Origin of the sequence: Streptomyces sp. NPDC001828 (assembly GCF_042892175.1) — a bacterium.
Lineage (GTDB): Bacteria > Actinomycetota > Actinomycetes > Streptomycetales > Streptomycetaceae > Streptomyces.
This window is the reverse complement of the sequence record NZ_JBIATV010000009.1, coordinates 302,271-319,256: the sequence shown is the minus strand read 5'-3', so window position 1 is coordinate 319,256 and position 16,986 is coordinate 302,271. Positions and strand designations below refer to the sequence as shown.

Below are 16,986 nucleotides of genomic sequence, written 5' to 3'. Positions count from 1 at the left end.
CGTAGCCACGACTGCGCGGCCGCACCGCCGGGCACCCGCCGGGCGCGCTTCGGGCCACCTCGCGCGTGCGGACCCGTACGACGTATGGACGCACCGTGACGGGAGTGGAAAGCTCGAATTACCGCGGGCGTCGCAGATGCCGCCTCGGCACGCGGAGTCCGCGTGTCCGCGCCCCCCTCACCACCTCACCGCGCACGAAACCGGGAGGAACGGACATGGGCGACAAGGCGAACGCACACCCCGGAGCCGCCGGCAGGGCCCCGACGGCCGACCACCCCTCATCCGTACGGAACGTGGTGCTGGTCGGCCACAGCGGATCCGGGAAGACCACGCTGGTGGAAGCGCTCGCGCTGGCGGCGGGCGCCGTCAACCGCGCGGGCCGGGTCGAGGACGGCGGGACCGTCTCCGACTACGACGACATCGAGCACCGGCAGCAGCGCTCCGTACAGCTGTCGCTGGTGCCGGTGGAATGGGGTGGCTTCAAGATCAATATCTTGGACACCCCCGGATACGCCGACTTCGTCGGGGAACTCAGGGCCGGTCTGCGAGCGGCGGACGCGGCCCTTTTCGTCGTCTCGGCCGCGGACGGCGTGGACGGCTCGACCCGGATGGTCTGGGACGAGTGCGCGGCCGTCGGGATGCCCCGGGCCATCGTGGTCACGCACCTGGAGGCGGCCCGCGCCGACTTCTCCGCCATGACCGGCATCTGCGCCGAGGCGTTCGGCGGCGACGACCCCGACGCGGTGCTCCCGCTGTACCTCCCGGTGCACGGCACCGCAGGACCGGACGGGCACGCGCCGGTCACCGGCCTGATCGGGCTGCTCTCGCAGCGGGTCTTCGACTACGAGTCCGGCGAGCGCAAGGAGACCGAGCCCGACGAGGACCAGCTCCCGATGGTCGAGGAGGCCCGCAACCGGCTCATCGAGGGGATCATCGCCGAGAGCGAGGACGAGACCCTCATGGACCGCTACCTCGGCGGCGAGGACATCGATTTCGGGTCCCTGGTGAGCGACCTGGAGCGGGCCGTGGCGCGCGGCACCTTCCACCCCGTCCTCGCGGCGGCCCCGGCCGCCGAGGGCGCCAAACAGGGCCTCGGCACCATCGAGCTGCTGGAACTCGTCACCGGCGGCTTCCCCTCCCCCCTGGAGCGGGCCGCCCCCGGCCTCACCACCCCCGACGGCAGGCCGCGCCCGACGCCCGCCTGCGCCGTCGACGGCCCCCTGGTGGCCGAGGTGATCAAGACCTCGTCCGACCCGTACGTCGGCCGGATCAGCCTGGTCCGGGTCTTCTCCGGCACCCTGCGCCCCGACGAGACGGTGCACGTGTCCGGGCACGGCATGGCGGACCGGGGCCACGAGGACCACGACGTCGACGAGCGGGTCGGCGCCCTGTCCTCGCCGTTCGGCAAGCAGCAGCGCACGCTCACCCGGTGCGTCGCGGGCGACCTGGCGTGCGTGGCGAAGCTGACGCGGGCCGAGACCGGGGACACCCTGTCGGCCAAGGACGACCCGCTCCTGATGACACCGTGGGACATGCCCGACCCGCTGCTGCCGCTGGCCATCGAGGCGCACAGCAAGGCCGACGAGGACAAGCTCTCGCAGGGGCTCGCGCGCCTGGTCGCCGAGGACCCGACGATGCGGCTCGAACAGAACGCCCACACCCACCAGTTGGTGCTCTGGTGCCTGGGCGAGGCACACCGCGAGGTGGCCCTGGAGCGGCTGCGCAGCAGGTACGGCGTCCAGGTCGACGTCGTGGCGCACAAGGTGTCGCTGCGGGAGACCTTCGGCGAGAAGGCGGCCGGGCGCGGCCGGCACGTCAAACAGTCCGGCGGGCACGGGCAGTTCGCGATCTGCGAGATCGATGTGGAGCCGCTGCCGCCGGGCAGCGGCATCGAGTTCGTGGACAAGGTGGTCGGCGGCTCGGTCCCGCGCCAGTTCATCCCGTCCGTCGAGAAGGGCGTACGGGCCCAGGCGGCCAGGGGCGTCGCCGCGGGCTACCCGCTGGTGGACGTGCGCATCACGCTCCTGGACGGCAAGGCGCACTCGGTGGACTCCTCCGACGCCGCCTTCCAGACCGCGGGCGCCCTCGCGCTGCGGGAGGCGGCCGCCGAGGCGAGCATCCATCTGCTCGAACCGGTCGCCGAGGTCCAGGTCCTGGTCGCCGACGACTACGTGGGCCCGGTGATGAGCGACCTGTCCGGGCGGCGCGGCCGGGTGGTCGGCACCGAGCAGGCGGGGCCGGGGCGGACGCTGGTGCGGGCCGAGATCCCGGAGATCGAGATCGGCCGGTACGCGCTGGACCTCAGGTCGCTCTCGCACGGCACCGGCCGGTTCAGCCGCAGCTACGCCCGGCACGAGCCGATGCCCGCCCAGATCGCCGACAAAATGCGTGAACAGGCAGAAGAAGGACGCTAGTTGACAGCTCATCAGAAAGCCGCCCATCGCGAACTCCGCGCGGTGGGCGGCATTGCGATGTCCCCTGACGGGCGGCCCGCGACCCCGTTACGCTGGGGTCCCGGTCCAGCAGGTGTGCGGGGACCGGTGGCCGGGAACGGGCCGCACAGCAAGGACGCGCGGCGATGGGGGCGGCAGTGACGACGGAAGAGCCATTCTTCGACTTCTTGCCCAGGCCGCAGGTGCCGCTCCAGGGCTCCGCGGGCCAGACGGCCGCGACCCAGGCGCTCGCCTCGGCCGCGTACCGGGACAGTCCGGTCGAGGACATCCTCAAGGCCAACAGCGAGTGGCACGAGTCGGTGGTGACCAAGGGCAAGCTGTCGCTCTTCGAACCCAACCTCGGCGAGGCCTTCTCGCGGGCCGTCCAGTCCCGCATGCTCGGCGCCACCCGCAAGGGCATCATCCAGTCCTTCGGCACCGAGCCCGGCACCATCGTCGAGCACTGTCTGGCCTCGATCCGCATCCGCAAGGAGCGGGACACCAAACTGACCCTGGTCATGGGTGTCTTCGGGGTGCTCTTCCTGCCCGGGATGCTGCTCTGGCTTGCCGTCTTCCAGCTGCGCCGCACGCTGGCCGGCGCCAAGGACCGGCGGGCCGGCGCGCTCGGCACGGTCCTGATGGTGGCCGTGGCCGGGCTCGCCGTGCTCTTCCTGATCAAGCTGCCCTTCCACGGGATACTCGCGCTCTATCTGCGCGCGATGCTGGTGGCCCCGGTCATCGGCTGGTACTGGGCGAAGGTCATCTGCGAGCGGACCGCGCGCGATCTGCGCTCGCGCTGGGACAGCCTGCTCGGCGGCGGCGGCATAGGAGCCAAGATCCCCGAGGCGGTGCCCAAGAGCTCGGCGGCCGGTTCCGCCGAACAGCTGCGCCAGTCGCTGGTCAAGCTGGCCGCCGAGGACCAGAGCAACGTCGTCTTCTACGCGGGCCCCAAGGGCATACTCGGGATGGGCACCCGTTGGGGCAGCTGGCAGCTCGCCGAGGAGCTGGAGCCCAAGGAAGCCGGCAAGGAGATCCACGGCTTCCGCAGCTGGGACGTCATACGGGCCATCCAGGACCGCCTCCAGCTCCTGGAACGCGGCCCCCTGCACACCGGCGGCTTCCCCACCCCCTCCATCAAGAACTGGGTGGTCTCACCGATCGGCGAGGGCGCCAAGGAGGTCTCCCGGCCCAGCGGCCAGGACATCGACAACTTCCAGGTGCGCCAGCACGAGATACAGCGCATCTGCAACGAGCAGCAGTTCTCCAGCGGCAACCGCCACTACCTGGGCGTTCAATTCACGCTCTGGGACGGCCAGTTGGTCATCACCATGATGGTCACCGTCACCGTGCTGCACGAGACCCTGCGCATCGAGGTGACCGGGCACGCGCTCGGCCCGGTGCACGCCCTGTTCACCACCAAGCCCTCGCCCAAGACGAGGGAGGTCGACAAGACCTTCAAGTTCTGGGAGAAGAAGACGATCCAGCTGCCCCTGGTCGACGCCAACGAGGTGGTGCGCCTGGCCGCCCGGGCCCCGCTGACCTGGTACCCGCCGCTCCTGGACCACCTGGGCGGCCGGATAGCGCTGCCGGAGCCGTTCGGGCTGCGGCACGCCTGGGCCGACAAGCCCTGGCGCCACCGCTTCATGGCCGACGACGCGATGCGCGCGGCGACGCCGGTCCTGCGGGTGGTCCACTCCGCCGCCATGAAGGTGCTCGACGAGCACGGAGTGAACACCGACCGCTTCACCAACCGCTCGATGATCCTCAGCGGCATGGTCCAGGACGCGGCACCGCGCAAGGCGGACCTGTACGACGCGTGAGGACTACGCGGGCCAGGCGTCGGCCAGCATCTGGCGGGTGTCCGCGAGGAGTTGGGGCAGCACCTTGGTGTGGCCGACGACCGGCATGAAGTTGGTGTCGCCGCCCCAGCGCGGCACGACGTGCTGGTGCAGATGGGCGGCGATCCCGGCACCGGCCACCGCGCCCTGGTTCATCCCGATGTTGAACCCGTGGGCGCCGGAGGCGGCACGCAGCGCGGTCATCGCCCGCTTGGTGAGGTCGGCGAGCTCCAGCGTCTCGGCCTCGTCCAGCTCCGTGTAGTCGGCCACGTGACGGTAGGGCACCACCATCAGGTGCCCGCCGTTGTACGGGTAGAGGTTGAGCACCGCGTAGACGTGCTCGCCCCGCTTGATGATCAGGCCGTCCTCGTCCGACTTCGCCGGAATCGAGCAGAACGGACATCCGTCGCCGGACTCCGGTCCCGTCGGCTTGTTCTCGCCCTGGATGTAGGCCATCCGGTGGGGCGTCCACAGGCGCTGGAACGCGTCCTGCGTCCCCACTCCGATCTGCTGCTCCGGCTCAGTCGTCATGGTGTGCAGCATATGACTTCGGCGCACCGGAGCGTCGCCCGGGTTGCCGGCGGCGGAACGCGGACGGGCCCCCGGGAAAGCACGCTTCCCGGGGGCCCTCGGCGTACGGCGGTCGTCAGACCTGGGTGCGCTCCGCCACGACCTTCTCGATCTTCGCGATGGCCTCGGCCACCGGGACGCCGTTCTCCTGCGAACCGTCGCGGTAGCGGAAGGAGACGGCACCGGCGGCCATGTCCTCGTCACCCGCGATGATCATGAACGGGACCTTCTGCTTCTGCTGGTTGCGGATCTTCTTCTGCATCCGGTCCGACGACGCGTCGACCTCGACCCGCAGCCCCTTGGCCTTGGCCTGGCGGGCGAAGTCCTGGAGGTACTCCACGTGCGCGTCGCCGATCGGGATGCCGACCGCCTGGACGGGAGCCAGCCACGCCGGGAACGCGCCCGCGTAGTGCTCGAGGAGCACCGCGAAGAAGCGCTCGATGGAGCCGAACAGGGCGCGGTGGATCATCACCGGGCGCTGCTTGGTGCCGTCGGGGCCGGTGTACTCCAGGTCGAAGCGCTCGGGCAGGTTGAAGTCGAGCTGGACGGTCGACATCTGCCAGGTGCGGCCGATGGCGTCGCGCGCCTGCACCGAGATCTTCGGGCCGTAGAAGGCGGCGCCGCCGGGGTCGGCGACCAGTTCGAGGCCCTGCTTCTCGGCCACCGCGCGGAGCGTGTCGGTGGCCTCCTCCCAGATCTCGTCCGAGCCGACGAACTTCTCCGGGTCCTTGGTCGACAGCTCCAGGTAGAAGTCGTTCAGACCGTAGTCGCGGAGCAGGTTCAGGACGAAGGTGAGCGTCCGGTCCAGCTCGTCGGCCATCTGCTCCTTGGTGCAGTAGATGTGCGCGTCGTCCTGGGTGAAGCCCCGGGCCCGGGTCAGGCCGTGCACCACGCCCGACTTCTCGTACCGGTACACCGTGCCGAACTCGAAGAGCCGCAGCGGCAGTTCACGGTAGGAACGCCCGCGCGCATCGAAGATCAGGTTGTGCATCGGGCAGTTCATGGGCTTCAGGTAGTAGTCCACGCCCTCGTCGAGCTGCATGGGCGGGTACATGCCGTCGGCGTACCAGTCCAGGTGGCCCGAGGTCTCGAAGAGCTTCCCCTTGGTGGCGTGCGGGGTGTAGACGAACTCGTAGCCCTCCTCCTCGTGCCGGCGGCGCGAGTAGTCCTCCATGACCCGGCGGATGATGCCGCCCTTGGGGTGGAAGACGGCGAGGCCGGAGCCGATCTGCTCCGGGATGGAGAACAGGTCGAGCTCGTTGCCGAGCTTGCGGTGGTCGCGCTTCTCGGCCTCGGCGAGGAACTCCAGGTGCGCCTTCAGCTCGTCCTTGGAGGGCCAGGCGGTGCCGTAGATGCGCTGGAGCATCGGGTTCTTCTCGCTGCCGCGCCAGTAGGCGGCGGCGTTGCGCATCAGCTTGAACGCGGGGATGTTGCGGGTGGTGGGCAGGTGGGGACCGCGGCAGAGGTCCTTCCAGCACAGCTCGCCGGTCTTGGCGTCGAGGTTGTCGTAGATGGTCAGCTCGCCGCCGCCCACCTCCACGTTCGCGCCGTCGTCGGTGGACGCGGCGCCCTTGATGCCGATGAGCTCCAGCTTGTACGGCTCGTCCGCGAGCTCCTCGCGGGCGGCCTCGTCGGTGACGACGCGGCGCGAGAAGCGCTGGCCGCGCTTCTGGATCTCCTGCATCTTCTTCTCGACGGCCTTGAGGTCCTCGGGCGTGAACGGCTTCTCGACGTCGAAGTCGTAGTAGAAGCCGTCCCGCACCGGCGGTCCGATGCCCAGCTTGGCCTCGGGGAAGAGCTCCTGGACGGCCTGCGCCATGACGTGCGCGGTGGAGTGGCGCAGGATGTTGAGGCCGTCCTCGGAGGAGATCTCGACGGGCTCGACCTCCTCGCCGTCCTTCACCTCGTACGCGAGGTCCTTCAGCTCACCGGCCACGCGGGCCGCGACGATGGTGCGCTCACCGGCGAAGAGCTCGGCGGCCGTAGTGCCCGTCGTCACCACGCGCTCTTCCCGCTCGGAATCGCGTTGGATGATCACACGGACGTCTGACACCGGACTTCTCCTGCCGTAGGGGGCGCGCAGCGCGTGTCGCGTACGCGGAACGATCCTACCGAGCCGGTGGGGTACGCCGCGAAACGGTTTGCCGGCGCTCAGTCCGCGGCCTCGTCCGGCTCCGCTCCGCAGGCCTCCTCGAAGAAGTCGAGGTTCTCCTGGAGCGACTTCATCAGGCGGTCCCGCTCGGCGTCGTCGACCTGCACGGGGGTGACCTCGCGGGCGGCCGACAGCCGCCGGAAGCCGCCCCGGCTCTCCAGTCGCCCCACGACCCGGATCGGCAGCCCGACCAGATGCGCGTGCCCGGCGATCCGGTACGCCTCCTCGTCCAGCTCCATGCGGACGTGCGGGACCTCCGCCCCGGCGAGCACCCGCAGCCGTACGACGCCGGGCCCGCGCGGTCCCGAGCGGCGCAGCCGCACCACGGCGCCGGTGATCCGCACCGGCACGGAGGGCTCGTCGCTCAGGTAGCGCGCGCCGGCCGCGCGCAGCGCGGGCAGGTCGCCGGGCGAGAAGTCGACGGGCTCGGGGCGGGCCGCGCACCCGGCGGGCACCCCGGCGGCGGGGGCCCAGTCGAGGGCGACCCGGACGCCTTCGGTGCCGTGCACGAGGGCGACCACCGACTCGGTCAGCTCCCGGCTCACACCGGCCCGTACGGCCGCGTCGAAGGCTTCCATGCCGCCCGTGGTGCGCTGGTAGTCGACCGCGTCCCGCACCGCGTTGAGGGCCGCGTAGAGGCGGACCACGGCGGGCCGCCCGGACGCGGACGGCACGAACGCGGTGAGCCCGCCGCCGGGTCCCGGTTCGACGAGGACGCCTTCGAGGGAGGCGAGGGCCTGCCTGCGGTGGCGGGCCCCGTAGTACCCGGCCGGCCCGCGCACGGCGAGCGCGCCCGCGAGCAGCATCCGGTGCGCGGCCCCGCGCAGCCGGTCCTGCTCGCTCCAGGAGGCGGCGCCCGCCGGGCCCTCGGGGACCTCGCGCCACCAGCGCACCTCGTCGCTGGGCAGCGCGAGCGAGACCAGCACCTCGCGCGCGGAGGGCGTCGCGCTGCGGGCGAGCGCGGTGAGGGCCTCGCCGAGCAGGTCGTCGCAGTCGGGATAGGCCCGGCTCTCGGGGACCAGCAGGCTCGTGCCGGAGGCGACCGCGCCGGGCGGCGTCCAGCGCGCGTAGCGCCCCGCCGCTCCCCCGCGCCGCCGCCAGCCGTGCCGGTGGAGGAGCACCCCGAGCACCGTCGGGTCCACCTGGCCGGGAACCGGCGGCGTGCCGCCGGGATCGTCGTCGGGCCAGCGCATCAGGGCCTCCCTCCCACCCCGACCCGCGTCATGATCTCGCAGAGCGCGCGGTCGTCGAAGATCCGCGAGGTCGGTATTCGCACCGTGGTCCTGCGCCGGCCGGTCACCGGGTGTCCGGCCAGATTGGTCCAGTAGCAGCAGTGCCGCAGCGCCAGGCGGTCGTGGCCCGCGCGCAGCCACTCGTCCCGGATCCTCGGCGCCAGCATCACGACCAGGATCTTGTGCACCGACACGGGTGTGCGGGCCAGCTTCACCAGGTGGTCGTTGTCCAGCGTGAAGGAGAAGGCCCCGCCCGGCGGATGCGGCGGAATCTGGTACGTGCACTTGAGCTGCACCTTGATCGTCACTTCGTCGTCGACGGTGTGCCCGGGAGCGCTGTGGCTCACGTGCCAGTCGATGCCGTTGTCCGGAAAGGGCTGCGACAGCGAACATCCCGCGGCCGCCGCCACCGCGTGCAGGTAGCCCACCTGAAGGGTCTCCATGCAGGCGGTGGTGGCGAGCGAGCCGCGCAGCGGTGCGATCCGCTCGGGCAGCAGACCGTGCCCGGGCGCGGCCGGATCGGGCTGCGCGAGCGCCATGGCTGTCGTATGCCTTCCGGAACTGTGCCGAACTTTTTCCCTGACGGAACGTCAAACGCCATTCCCGTCAAGAGTGTTGTCTCCGTACTCGGCTCCCCGCAAACGGCGTATGTCGCAAACAGCCCGGGTATCACGGAAACGGGCAGGGGATGCACGCCATCTGCCGGTAGGGCGCGAGGAGTTGAGTAGACATGACGTGCTGGTACGAAGGTCCCCTGGCGGCGTTCGACACGGAGACGACCGGGGTGGACGTCGAAGGGGACCGGATAGTCTCGGCCGCGCTGGTGGTCCAGGACGGGCCCGGGGCACGGCCGCGGTCGACGCGGTGGCTGGTCAACCCGGGCGTACCCGTTCCGGCGGGCGCCACCGCGGTGCACGGCCTGACCGATGAGCACCTCCAGCGGAACGGGCGCTGGCCGGCGCCGGTGATGGACGAGATGGCGAAGTGCCTCGCCGAGCAGTGCGTGGCGGGCCGGCCCCTGGTCATCATGAACGCGCCGTTCGATCTGACGCTCCTGGACCGGGAGTTGAAGCGGCACCGCGCGGCCTCCCTGGCCCACTACCTGGGCCAGAATCCGATGCGGGTGCTCGATCCCCGGGTCCTGGACAAGCATCTGGACCGCTACCGCAAGGGCCGCCGTACGCTCACCGACCTGTGCGAGCACTACGGCGTGACGCTTGAGGGCGCCCACGACGCGGCCGCCGACGCGCTGGCCGCCCTGGAGGTCGTACGGGCGGTGGGCCGCAGGTTCGCGGCCCGCCTGGAGCGCCTGACGCCCACCGAACTGCACACCCTCCAGGCGACCTGGCACGCCGCGCAGGCCCGCGGTCTGCAGGCCTGGTTCACCCGGCAGGGCACCCCGGAAGTGGTGGACACGGCGTGGCCGCTGCGGCCCGAACTCCCGGCGGCCGCCTGAGTGTTGACGGCGGCACCGGCAGCGGCACCGGCAACAAGAAGGCCGGTCCGTCGATGACGGACCGGCCTTTCCCGGTGGGCGATACTGGGTTCGAACCAGTGACCTCTTCGGTGTGAACGAAGCGCTCTCCCACTGAGCTAATCGCCCGGGAACGGACTGAACCATACAGGCCGACGGGCCCAGCTTTCAAACCGCGCACCCGTCTCCCGGCCGCCGCCCCTCGACGACGCGCTCCGCCCGGCTTTCCTTCGTCAGGCGGTGCCGCAATCCGCGCCTGCCCGACCGCATCATCAGGGCGTGGTTGGCCCGGAACACCGGGCGGCCGGGCACCGCGAGCCGCCGCATGAGCGGCTTGCGCACCTCGACCTCCTGCTCGTAGACGGCCCGTGTCCCGCCCCGGTGCGCGGACAGCGTCCAGCGCGCCCACCCTTCGAGATCGCCGACGAGCGCGACCTCCAGGACCAGCGCCGCCGGGTCGCGCCGCCGCTCGCGGGCGGTGACGAACAGGTCGTACGGCACGAGCGAGCGGATCCGGGCGGTGCCGGTGCGGTCGTCGACGGGGGTCACCTCGCGGATCTCCCGCCACCAGCGCGGGTACTCCTCGACGCGCTCCAGGGCGGCGTAGACGGCGCGGGGAGCGGCCCGCAGGTCCCAGACGCTGCGGAAGCGGTAGTGGCACCAGTTCATGCCGCCAGTCTGCGTGCGGGGGCCCGGGGGCGGAACACCCGGGAACGCCGAAGGCCCCGGAGATCGAAATGATCTCCGGGGCCTTCGCATCCGGGTGGGCGATACTGGGTTCGAACCAGTGACCTCTTCGGTGTGAACGAAGCGCTCTCCCACTGAGCTAATCGCCCGGGCGCACCGCAAACATTACCGCATGTCAGCGGGGCCTTGGACCACGCGCGGTCACTCGTTGATCTTCCACGGCATCACCATGCCGAACTTCCACAGGTAGACGCCGACGAGCACGGCGACGATCACCAGGCCGACCGTCGTCAGGATGATGTTGCGGCGCCGCACCCTGGGGTCGAGCGCCTTCTGCGCGGCCTCGGTGACCTTGCGCTTCGTCCAGCGCAGCACCAGCTGGGCCCAGACGAATTCGGTCGCCCAGATCGCCATGCCGCCGAAGATCACCAGCCAGCCGGGCCCGGGCAGCGGCAGCATCACGATTCCGGCGGCCACCACCGCCAGACCCACCACGAAAACGCCGACCTGCCAGCTCAGGTGCAGCGGCCGCGACGCCTTGATGAACTCCGGCGCACGCGATCCGAGGGCCGCGGCGCCCTGTTCGTCACTCCCCGTATCCATGGGCCCAACCTACCGGAACGGTGTCCAAAAACGCGTTCACCGAAATGGACCTATGACTCAAAGTAATAGTCGGCCGTACGAGCTACGTGAAGGCCCGCAAAACGGTCAGAGGGGTTTACAACGGCACCGTAGGTGGCATGTCGATTTCGCCGACGTGCGAATCCCCGAGCGCACACTGAGCGAAAGGCCCTGGCGCTTATGAACACCACGGTCAGCTGCGAGCTGCACCTGCGCCTCGTTGTGTCGAGCGAGTCCTCACTGCCTGTACCCGCGGGCCTGCGGTATGACACGGCCGATCCCTATGCCGTGCACGCCACCTTCCACACCGGAGCCGAGGAAACCGTCGAGTGGGTCTTCGCTCGCGACCTCCTCGCCGAGGGCCTGCACCGGCCCACCGGAACCGGCGACGTCAGAGTCTGGCCGTCACGCAGTCACGGTCAGGGTGTCGTCTGTATCGCCCTGAGCTCGCCGGAAGGAGAAGCCCTGCTCGAAGCCCCGGCGCGGGCCCTGGAGTCGTTCCTGAAACGGACCGACGCCGCGGTGCCGCCCGGCACCGAGCACCGTCACTTCGATCTCGACACGGAACTCTCGCACATCCTGGCCGAGAACAACTGAGGCCAGGCAGAGAGCCGCACGGCGCCGTCCGACTCGGGGCGACGGCGCCGCGCGGACAACCACATAACGGCAGTGACCGGTGCCGTCCCCCACGAAAGCCGTCGTGGGGGACGGCACCGGTGCGCGTTCGGCACGAGCCGCTAGAGTCCTCCAGCATCGACGGGCGCCCGCCCGACGCAGGCCAGGGAGCGAATCGTGCTGATCCCTCACGACACCCGAAGCGCGCTCGAGATGGTGGTCGATCTGGTGAACACCGCGCCGGAGAGCGAGGCCACCGACCGCCTCGCCGATGTGGAGGCGCTGTACGGCTTCGTGCACGACCACAGCGTGAGCGGTGTGGAGCGGCTGTCCATCGGTGACCTGGTGGGCGTCCAGGGGGTGCGCAGCAGGTTCGCGGAGATCTTCGCGGCGCCCGACGCCCGCAGCGCCGCCGAACTCGTCAACCAGCTGGTCGCGGCCGCCGGCACCACCCCGCAGCTGACCAACCACGACGGCTACGACTGGCACGTGCACTACTTCGCGCCGGGCGCCTCGGTGGCCGACCACCTGGCCGCCGACGGCGGCATGGCGCTCGCCTTCATCGTCGTCACCGGTGAGCAGGAACGCCTTCGCAGGTGCGAGGCGCCGGACTGCGGCCGGGCCTTCGTGGACCTCTCCCGCAACCGCTCCCGCCGCTACTGCGACAGCCGCACCTGCGGAAACCGCCTGCACGTGGCGGCGTACCGGGCCCGCCGCAAGGAAGCCGAAGCCGCGCGCTGACCTTGCCGCCGCGCGCTCAGAGCAGGAACAGGTCATGCACGGCCGCCATGAGCAACAGGCAGCCGATCACCCCCAGGAAGATCATCAGGGGTGGCTGGGAGAGCGCGAAGAGACAGCCCCGCGCCTGCGGGTCGGGCGCGCTCGGCTTGTCGGTCGGTGCAGGGGTGGAGCCCTGGGAAGTGTCCAGCATCTCGGGGCGATGATGACCCAGCCGCACCGCATGGGTATACCAACACGCCCATAAACAGCGGGAGTTCGCCCGATCTTGTAGCGCGTACGAGGCCGGCCGCGCGCGGCTCCCGCCCCTTCGCGCTCCCGGCGGAACGGGGTGAAAACCTCAGATGCCGTGCTTTTTCAGGATGGCCTCGATGTCGCTGAAGTCCTCGCTCGGGGCGGGGGCGGCCTTGGCCTTCGCGGCGGGCTGTGCGGCCGGCGCGCGGCCCGCGCCGAGCGAGGGGGCGGACGCCGCGGGAGCCACCGCGTCCCGCTGCGCCGCCGCCGCGGCCTTGCGTTCCTTGCGGGTGCCGCCCGTGCGCCGCTCGACGGCCCGGGTGGTCATGAACAGCAGCCAGGCGACCCCGAGCAGCCCGAAGCCGAGCCATACGCTCGGCTTGAAGACGATGCCGGACACCCACTGCACGACGCCGGTCATGACCAGACCGACGGGGACCAGCGAATAGGCGGCGATGCGCGTAGCCGCGAGGAAGCGCTTGCGGTACGCCGTGATGGCAGCGATGCCCAGTCCGGCCGCGGAAACGGCGGAGCAGACGGTCTCGGCAAGCATCCGGTTCCTCCAGGCATGAGGGGTATGGCTTCTTCCATCCTGCACCGGAACCCGCCGCCCGGGCCACGGTCGGGCGGGACCTCAGGGAGATCTCCGGGGCGGGATCCTCCCCAGGTGCCGGTTGCTGGGAGACTGGCCCCATGAGCGACACCACCCCCTCCAGCACCGCGGGCCCCGTCCTCCTCGACGTGTGGTGCGAGCTGCAGTGCCCCGACTGCCGCACCGCCCTCGACGACATCCGCGCCCTGCGCGCCCGCTACGGCGACCGCCTCGACATCCGGCTGCGGCACTTCCCGCTGGAGAAGCACAAGCACGCCTTCGCCGCGGCCCAGGCCGCCGAGGAGGCCTTCGAGCAGGGGCAGGGCTGGCCGTACGTGGAGGCGGTGCTCGCCCGCACCGAGCGTCTCGCCGAGCGGGGCGAGCCTGCGCTCGTGGACGCGGCGGCCGAACTCGGCCTGGACGCCGAGGAGTTCGAGACCGCTCTCATCGACGGGCGGCACATCCTGATCGTCGACGCCGATCAGGCCGAGGGCAAGGCGATCGGCGTCACCGGCACTCCGACGTACGTCATCGACGACGAGCGTCTGGACGGCGGCAGGAGCCAGGAGGGGCTGCGCGAGCGCATCGAGGAGATCGTGGACCGGCTGCTCGCCCAACACTCCTCGTAACGCCGCACGTCGGTCAGAGCAGGTGCTTGTACTGGTTGTGGCGGACCGTCTCGTAGCCGAGCGACTCGTACAGGCGCCGCGCCGGGGTGTTGCCCGCGAAGACGTGCAGCCCCACGATGTCCTGCCCGTCGGCCAGTGCCACCCGCTCCGCGAGCAGCATCAGTGAGCGGCCGTGACCCCGGCCGCGGTGCTCCTCGGCGACGAGGACGTCGAAGACGAACGCCCCCTCGGCGGGCGGGGTGGCCCGGGCCACCCACAGGGTGCCCACCACGCTCCCCCGGTCCGCCAGGACCATGAGGCTCGCCCCGGCGGTGGCGGTGCCGTCCGGCAGTAGCGCGCGGTGCTCCGCCTCGGACCAGGCCAGGGCCTCCGCCTCGGTCATGCCGTCCTCGATCCGGCCCCGCGCATAGCTGTCCACGGCCTCCCGCCGCCACTGCTCGAACTCCTCCGCGCTCATGGGGCGCCCGGTCGTTCCGGCGGGCAACTCCGGTGCGGTGTCCGGGAGTTGCTTGACCATGTTCCGGCTGCGTTCCTGGTAGCCGAGGGCGGCCGCCATCCGCAGCGCCGCCTCGGCGCCGGCCCCGACCGAGAGGCGGACCTGGCCGCAGCCCCAGCCGCGCAGCACCTCCTCGGCGGCGAGCGCGGCGACGGTGCCGCGCCCGCGCCCCCGGTCCGCCTCGTCGATCCACAGCTCGTCGATCCGGCCCACGGCGAGCCCGAGCGAGGTGTCGGCGGCGATCACGATCCGGCCGACGCGTCGGCTGTTCACACACACGTCGTAGGTACGCGACTTGGCGCCGTCGGCGCCCTGCTGAAGCGGCTCGGTCGGCCGAATGGTGGTCGTCATCAAGGCCGTTGTACCTGCCCCGGCGCCGCCCGTCACCAGCTTTTACGGGTCCAGATCAGATCCGGCCCGCTCGTCGAAGATCCGCATGACCTTCGCCGTGACCGGTCCGGGCGCGGCGGTCAACTCCCGACCGTCCACCCGGTGTACGGCCTGGACGTCGCGCAGGGAGGAGGTCAGGAAGATCTCCTCGGCGCTCTCCAGGACGTCCATCGGCAGCTCGCTCTCCTGGGCGCCGGTCCACTCGATGGTGAGGGCACGGGTGATCCCGCCGAGGCAGCCGGAGGAGAGCGGCGGGGTGTGCGGACGTCCGCCGACGACCACGAAGACATTGGAGCCGGTGCCCTCGCAGAGCTGCCCCGCGGTGTTGGCGAAGAGCGCCTCCGAGGCACCGGCCCCGTGCGCCTTCGCGAGGGCGACGACGTTCTCGGCGTACGAGGTGGTCTTCAGGCCGGCCACCGCGCTGTGCTCGTTGCGGGTCCACGGCACCGTGATCACGGCGGTGGTGTCGGGCCTGCGCGTGCTCTCGGCGATCGCGACGACCAGGGTCGGGCCGGCGTCCCCCCGGTCCGAGCCGAGTGGCGAGAGGCCGCCGGTGTAGGTGATCCGCAGCCGGCCGAGGGGCATGGGGTTGGCGTCCAGGACGGCCGCGCAGGCGTGCCGGACCTCGTCGAGGTCCGGGTCGGACAGGCCGAGGCCACGCGCCGAGCGGGTCAGCCGTTCCAGATGGCGGGTGAGCGCGAACAGGCTCCCGCCGCTCGCCTTCACCGTCTCGAAGACGCCGTCCCCCACGGTGAGCCCGTGATCGAGGACCGACACCTGCGCGGCATCCGCCTCCCGCAACGCGCCATTGACCCAGATCTGCATTTACGCGGTCCTTCCGCTGTGTCCGTCGTGCCCGCTGTAACCGCTGTGGGCGTACGCGCCCGATGCCACCGACAGGAGGCGGGAGGCCTTCAGCTCGGTCTCCGCCCACTCCCGTTCCGGATCCGAGCCCCAGATGATGCCCGCCCCGGTACCGAAGCGGAGCAAGCCGTGGGGCCGGTCGATCCAGAAGGTGCGTATCCCCACGGCGAGCTCGGCGGTCCCCCGGTCGGCGTCGACCCAGCCGATGCCGCCGCAGTAGGGGCCGCGCGGCGCGGTCTCCAGGGCTTCGATGATCCGCAGGGCGCTGGACTTGGGTGCCCCGGTGACCGAGCCGGGCGGGAACGTGGCGTCGAGCAGCTCGCGCCAGCCCGCGCCCTCGCGCAGTTCGCCGCGCACGGTGGAGACGAGATGGACGAGGCCGGGGTGCTCCTCGACCGCGCACAGCGCGGGCACGGTCACCGAACCGGTGGCGCACACCCGCCCCAGGTCGTTGCGGACGAGGTCCACGATCATCACGTTCTCGGCGCGCTCCTTCTCCGCGAGGTCCGCCGCGGTCCGCCCGGTCCCCTTGATGGGGCCGGACTCCACGGTGCGGCCCGTGCGGCGCAGGAAGAGCTCGGGGGACGCGGTCGCGATCTCGACGCCGTGGGCGGGAAGCCGAATCGTTCCGGCATAGGGCGCGGGGTTGCCACGGGCGAGCAGCGCGGTGAGCGCGTCCACGTCGGCCGCCGCCGGGTCGGGCAGCGGCGCGGTCAGCACCCGGCAGAGGTTCGCCTGGTAGACCTCGCCGGCCGCGATGTGCTCGCGGATGCGCCGCACTCCGGCCGTATACGCGGCGCGGTCGAGCGAGGACGTCCAGTCGTCGCCGTCGGGCCCGCGCCAGGCTCCGGGCACGGGCTCGGGGACCGGCTCCTTGCGGACGTCCGCGAAGCGGGCGCACACGAGGCGGCCCTCGAAGTCGTGGGAGACGGCCCAGAAGCCGGAGGAGTCGAGGGCCTCGGGGTCGCTGGTGACATCACGCAGGTCCGAGGCGACGAGCTGGCCGAAGCGCGCCAGCGGAGTGAGGTCGTGCACGGTTGCGAGTCTAGAGCCGGTGCAGGTGGGGTGCCCCTGAGCGGCCCGGAGGCGGACACCGGCCCGGGCGCCGGCCGCGGTCCGGACCAGGCGTAACGCAGCACGCTGCACAAACGCGTTTTTGTACTGGCCCGGGAATCCGCTAGAGTTCAACACGTCGCCGGGACGCGCAAGCGAAACGGAAACGACAAGCGGACGTGGCTCAGTTGGTAGAGCATCACCTTGCCAAGGTGAGGGTCGCGAGTTCGAATCTCGTCGTCCGCTCGATGTGGGGGATCTTCCCGAACCCCATATGCACTCCTGGTGGAGTGGCCGAGAGGCGAGGCAACGGCCTGCAAAGCCGTCTACACGGGTTCAAATCCCGTCTCCACCTCCAAGCGCGATTAG

The 16,986-nt window shown here is 71.1% G+C and carries 17 protein-coding genes and 4 tRNA genes; 8 read left to right on the top strand and 13 right to left on the bottom strand.

Going from position 1 to position 16,986, the window contains the following annotated elements; genetic code table 11:
• Nucleotides 1-215: 215 nt before the first annotated feature.
• Nucleotides 216-2,414: an elongation factor G-like protein EF-G2 gene (locus ACFYZA_RS25535; RefSeq protein ID WP_388492932.1), complete on the top strand. Its 2,199-nt coding sequence runs from the start codon at nucleotides 216-218 to the stop codon at nucleotides 2,412-2,414.
• A gap of 164 nt (nucleotides 2,415-2,578) precedes the next feature.
• Nucleotides 2,579-4,252 carry a hypothetical protein gene (locus ACFYZA_RS25530; protein WP_382599502.1) on the top strand — a complete coding sequence of 558 codons (1,674 nt, stop codon included), beginning with the start codon at nucleotides 2,579-2,581 and terminating at the stop codon, nucleotides 4,250-4,252.
• A 3-nt stretch (nucleotides 4,253-4,255) separates the two neighbouring features.
• Here ACFYZA_RS25530 and ACFYZA_RS25525 read toward each other — a convergent pair whose 3' ends face one another.
• The 4 genes from ACFYZA_RS25525 to ACFYZA_RS25510 form a co-directional block, all read right to left on the bottom strand.
• Nucleotides 4,256-4,813: an HIT domain-containing protein gene (locus ACFYZA_RS25525; RefSeq protein WP_100577257.1), complete on the bottom strand. Its 558-nt coding sequence runs from the start codon at nucleotides 4,811-4,813 to the stop codon at nucleotides 4,256-4,258.
• 103 nt (nucleotides 4,814-4,916) lie between these two features.
• Nucleotides 4,917-6,893: a threonine--tRNA ligase gene (gene thrS / locus ACFYZA_RS25520; RefSeq protein WP_382599504.1), complete on the bottom strand. Its 1,977-nt coding sequence runs from the start codon at nucleotides 6,891-6,893 to the stop codon at nucleotides 4,917-4,919.
• Nucleotides 6,894-6,991: 98 nt separating this feature from the next.
• Nucleotides 6,992-8,185: a hypothetical protein gene (locus ACFYZA_RS25515; RefSeq protein WP_388492929.1), complete on the bottom strand. Its 1,194-nt coding sequence runs from the start codon at nucleotides 8,183-8,185 to the stop codon at nucleotides 6,992-6,994.
• Nucleotides 8,185-8,763, bottom strand: a complete 579-nt coding sequence (locus ACFYZA_RS25510) for a DUF4365 domain-containing protein (protein WP_100577255.1) — start codon at nucleotides 8,761-8,763, stop codon at nucleotides 8,185-8,187. The genes ACFYZA_RS25515 and ACFYZA_RS25510 overlap by 1 nt, the downstream gene beginning before the upstream one ends.
• Nucleotides 8,764-8,954: 191 nt before the next feature.
• Between ACFYZA_RS25510 and ACFYZA_RS25505 the strand changes: the two genes are divergently transcribed.
• Nucleotides 8,955-9,680, top strand: coding sequence for a 3'-5' exonuclease (locus ACFYZA_RS25505; RefSeq protein WP_382599509.1), 726 nt, complete (start codon nucleotides 8,955-8,957; stop codon nucleotides 9,678-9,680).
• 75 nt (nucleotides 9,681-9,755) lie between these two features.
• Here the strand turns inward: ACFYZA_RS25505 and ACFYZA_RS25500 are convergent.
• The 4 genes from ACFYZA_RS25500 to ACFYZA_RS25485 all read right to left on the bottom strand — a co-directional run bounded on the left by ACFYZA_RS25500 (nucleotide 9,756) and on the right by ACFYZA_RS25485 (nucleotide 10,988).
• Nucleotides 9,756-9,827, bottom strand: a tRNA-Val gene (locus ACFYZA_RS25500).
• Between the two features lie 39 nt (nucleotides 9,828-9,866).
• Nucleotides 9,867-10,367, bottom strand: a complete 501-nt coding sequence (locus ACFYZA_RS25495; RefSeq protein WP_382599511.1) for an SRPBCC family protein — start codon at nucleotides 10,365-10,367, stop codon at nucleotides 9,867-9,869.
• 95 nt (nucleotides 10,368-10,462) lie between these two features.
• A tRNA-Val gene (locus tag ACFYZA_RS25490) sits at nucleotides 10,463-10,534 on the bottom strand.
• A gap of 52 nt (nucleotides 10,535-10,586) precedes the next feature.
• Nucleotides 10,587-10,988 carry a TIGR02611 family protein gene (locus ACFYZA_RS25485; protein WP_382599513.1) on the bottom strand — a complete coding sequence of 134 codons (402 nt, stop codon included), beginning with the start codon at nucleotides 10,986-10,988 and terminating at the stop codon, nucleotides 10,587-10,589.
• A gap of 198 nt (nucleotides 10,989-11,186) precedes the next feature.
• Between ACFYZA_RS25485 and ACFYZA_RS25480 the strand changes: the two genes are divergently transcribed.
• Complete coding sequence (locus ACFYZA_RS25480; RefSeq protein WP_053723613.1) at nucleotides 11,187-11,603, top strand: SsgA family sporulation/cell division regulator; 417 nt, start codon at nucleotides 11,187-11,189, stop codon at nucleotides 11,601-11,603.
• Nucleotides 11,604-11,798: 195 nt separating this feature from the next.
• Nucleotides 11,799-12,362, top strand: coding sequence for a CGNR zinc finger domain-containing protein (locus tag ACFYZA_RS25475; RefSeq protein WP_388492927.1), 564 nt, complete (start codon nucleotides 11,799-11,801; stop codon nucleotides 12,360-12,362).
• A gap of 16 nt (nucleotides 12,363-12,378) precedes the next feature.
• On the opposite strand, the gene ACFYZA_RS25470 is transcribed toward ACFYZA_RS25475, so the two are convergent.
• Nucleotides 12,379-12,552: a hypothetical protein gene (locus ACFYZA_RS25470; protein WP_162952646.1), complete on the bottom strand. Its 174-nt coding sequence runs from the start codon at nucleotides 12,550-12,552 to the stop codon at nucleotides 12,379-12,381.
• A gap of 147 nt (nucleotides 12,553-12,699) precedes the next feature.
• Nucleotides 12,700-13,146, bottom strand: coding sequence for a hypothetical protein (locus ACFYZA_RS25465; protein ID WP_382599520.1), 447 nt, complete (start codon nucleotides 13,144-13,146; stop codon nucleotides 12,700-12,702).
• A 140-nt stretch (nucleotides 13,147-13,286) separates the two neighbouring features.
• Here ACFYZA_RS25465 and ACFYZA_RS25460 point away from each other — a divergent pair, with 140 nt between their 5' ends.
• Nucleotides 13,287-13,814, top strand: coding sequence for a DsbA family protein (locus tag ACFYZA_RS25460; protein ID WP_388492925.1), 528 nt, complete (start codon nucleotides 13,287-13,289; stop codon nucleotides 13,812-13,814).
• 13 nt (nucleotides 13,815-13,827) lie between these two features.
• On the opposite strand, the gene ACFYZA_RS25455 is transcribed toward ACFYZA_RS25460, so the two are convergent.
• Genes ACFYZA_RS25455 through ACFYZA_RS25445 form a run of 3 tightly spaced genes read right to left on the bottom strand, consistent with a single transcriptional unit; the run spans nucleotide 13,828 to nucleotide 16,599 of the window.
• Nucleotides 13,828-14,661, bottom strand: a complete 834-nt coding sequence (locus tag ACFYZA_RS25455; protein ID WP_382599524.1) for a GNAT family N-acetyltransferase — start codon at nucleotides 14,659-14,661, stop codon at nucleotides 13,828-13,830.
• A 42-nt stretch (nucleotides 14,662-14,703) separates the two neighbouring features.
• Entirely contained in the window at nucleotides 14,704-15,525 is an 822-nt protein-coding gene (locus ACFYZA_RS25450) for an aminotransferase class IV (RefSeq protein ID WP_388492922.1), read from the bottom strand.
• A complete protein-coding gene (locus tag ACFYZA_RS25445) occupies nucleotides 15,526-16,599 on the bottom strand; it encodes a chorismate-binding protein (RefSeq protein ID WP_382599528.1) in 1,074 nt (357 codons plus the stop codon).
• 191 nt (nucleotides 16,600-16,790) lie between these two features.
• On the opposite strand from ACFYZA_RS25445, the gene ACFYZA_RS25440 reads away from it, so the two are divergent.
• Together ACFYZA_RS25440 and ACFYZA_RS25435 are read left to right on the top strand one after the other, a co-directional pair.
• Nucleotides 16,791-16,863, top strand: a tRNA-Gly gene (locus ACFYZA_RS25440).
• Nucleotides 16,864-16,901: 38 nt separating this feature from the next.
• Nucleotides 16,902-16,975, top strand: a tRNA-Cys gene (locus ACFYZA_RS25435).
• The last annotated feature ends 11 nt before the right edge of the window (nucleotides 16,976-16,986 follow it).

Coding starts and splice junctions, on each gene's coding strand:
- ACFYZA_RS25470 (WP_162952646.1), bottom strand. CDS start 12,552: ATGCTGGACACTTCCCAGGGCTCCACCCCTGCACCGACCGACAAGCCG.
- ACFYZA_RS25485 (WP_382599513.1), bottom strand. CDS start 10,988: ATGGATACGGGGAGTGACGAACAGGGCGCCGCGGCCCTCGGATCGCGT.
- ACFYZA_RS25455 (WP_382599524.1), bottom strand. CDS start 14,661: ATGACGACCACCATTCGGCCGACCGAGCCGCTTCAGCAGGGCGCCGAC.
- ACFYZA_RS25530 (WP_382599502.1), top strand. CDS start 2,579: ATGGGGGCGGCAGTGACGACGGAAGAGCCATTCTTCGACTTCTTGCCC.
- ACFYZA_RS25505 (WP_382599509.1), top strand. CDS start 8,955: ATGACGTGCTGGTACGAAGGTCCCCTGGCGGCGTTCGACACGGAGACG.
- ACFYZA_RS25465 (WP_382599520.1), bottom strand. CDS start 13,146: ATGCTTGCCGAGACCGTCTGCTCCGCCGTTTCCGCGGCCGGACTGGGC.
- ACFYZA_RS25535 (WP_388492932.1), top strand. CDS start 216: ATGGGCGACAAGGCGAACGCACACCCCGGAGCCGCCGGCAGGGCCCCG.
- ACFYZA_RS25525 (WP_100577257.1), bottom strand. CDS start 4,813: ATGCTGCACACCATGACGACTGAGCCGGAGCAGCAGATCGGAGTGGGG.
- ACFYZA_RS25460 (WP_388492925.1), top strand. CDS start 13,287: ATGAGCGACACCACCCCCTCCAGCACCGCGGGCCCCGTCCTCCTCGAC.
- ACFYZA_RS25515 (WP_388492929.1), bottom strand. CDS start 8,185: ATGCGCTGGCCCGACGACGATCCCGGCGGCACGCCGCCGGTTCCCGGC.
- ACFYZA_RS25510 (WP_100577255.1), bottom strand. CDS start 8,763: ATGGCGCTCGCGCAGCCCGATCCGGCCGCGCCCGGGCACGGTCTGCTG.
- ACFYZA_RS25495 (WP_382599511.1), bottom strand. CDS start 10,367: ATGAACTGGTGCCACTACCGCTTCCGCAGCGTCTGGGACCTGCGGGCC.
- ACFYZA_RS25480 (WP_053723613.1), top strand. CDS start 11,187: ATGAACACCACGGTCAGCTGCGAGCTGCACCTGCGCCTCGTTGTGTCG.
- ACFYZA_RS25450 (WP_388492922.1), bottom strand. CDS start 15,525: ATGCAGATCTGGGTCAATGGCGCGTTGCGGGAGGCGGATGCCGCGCAG.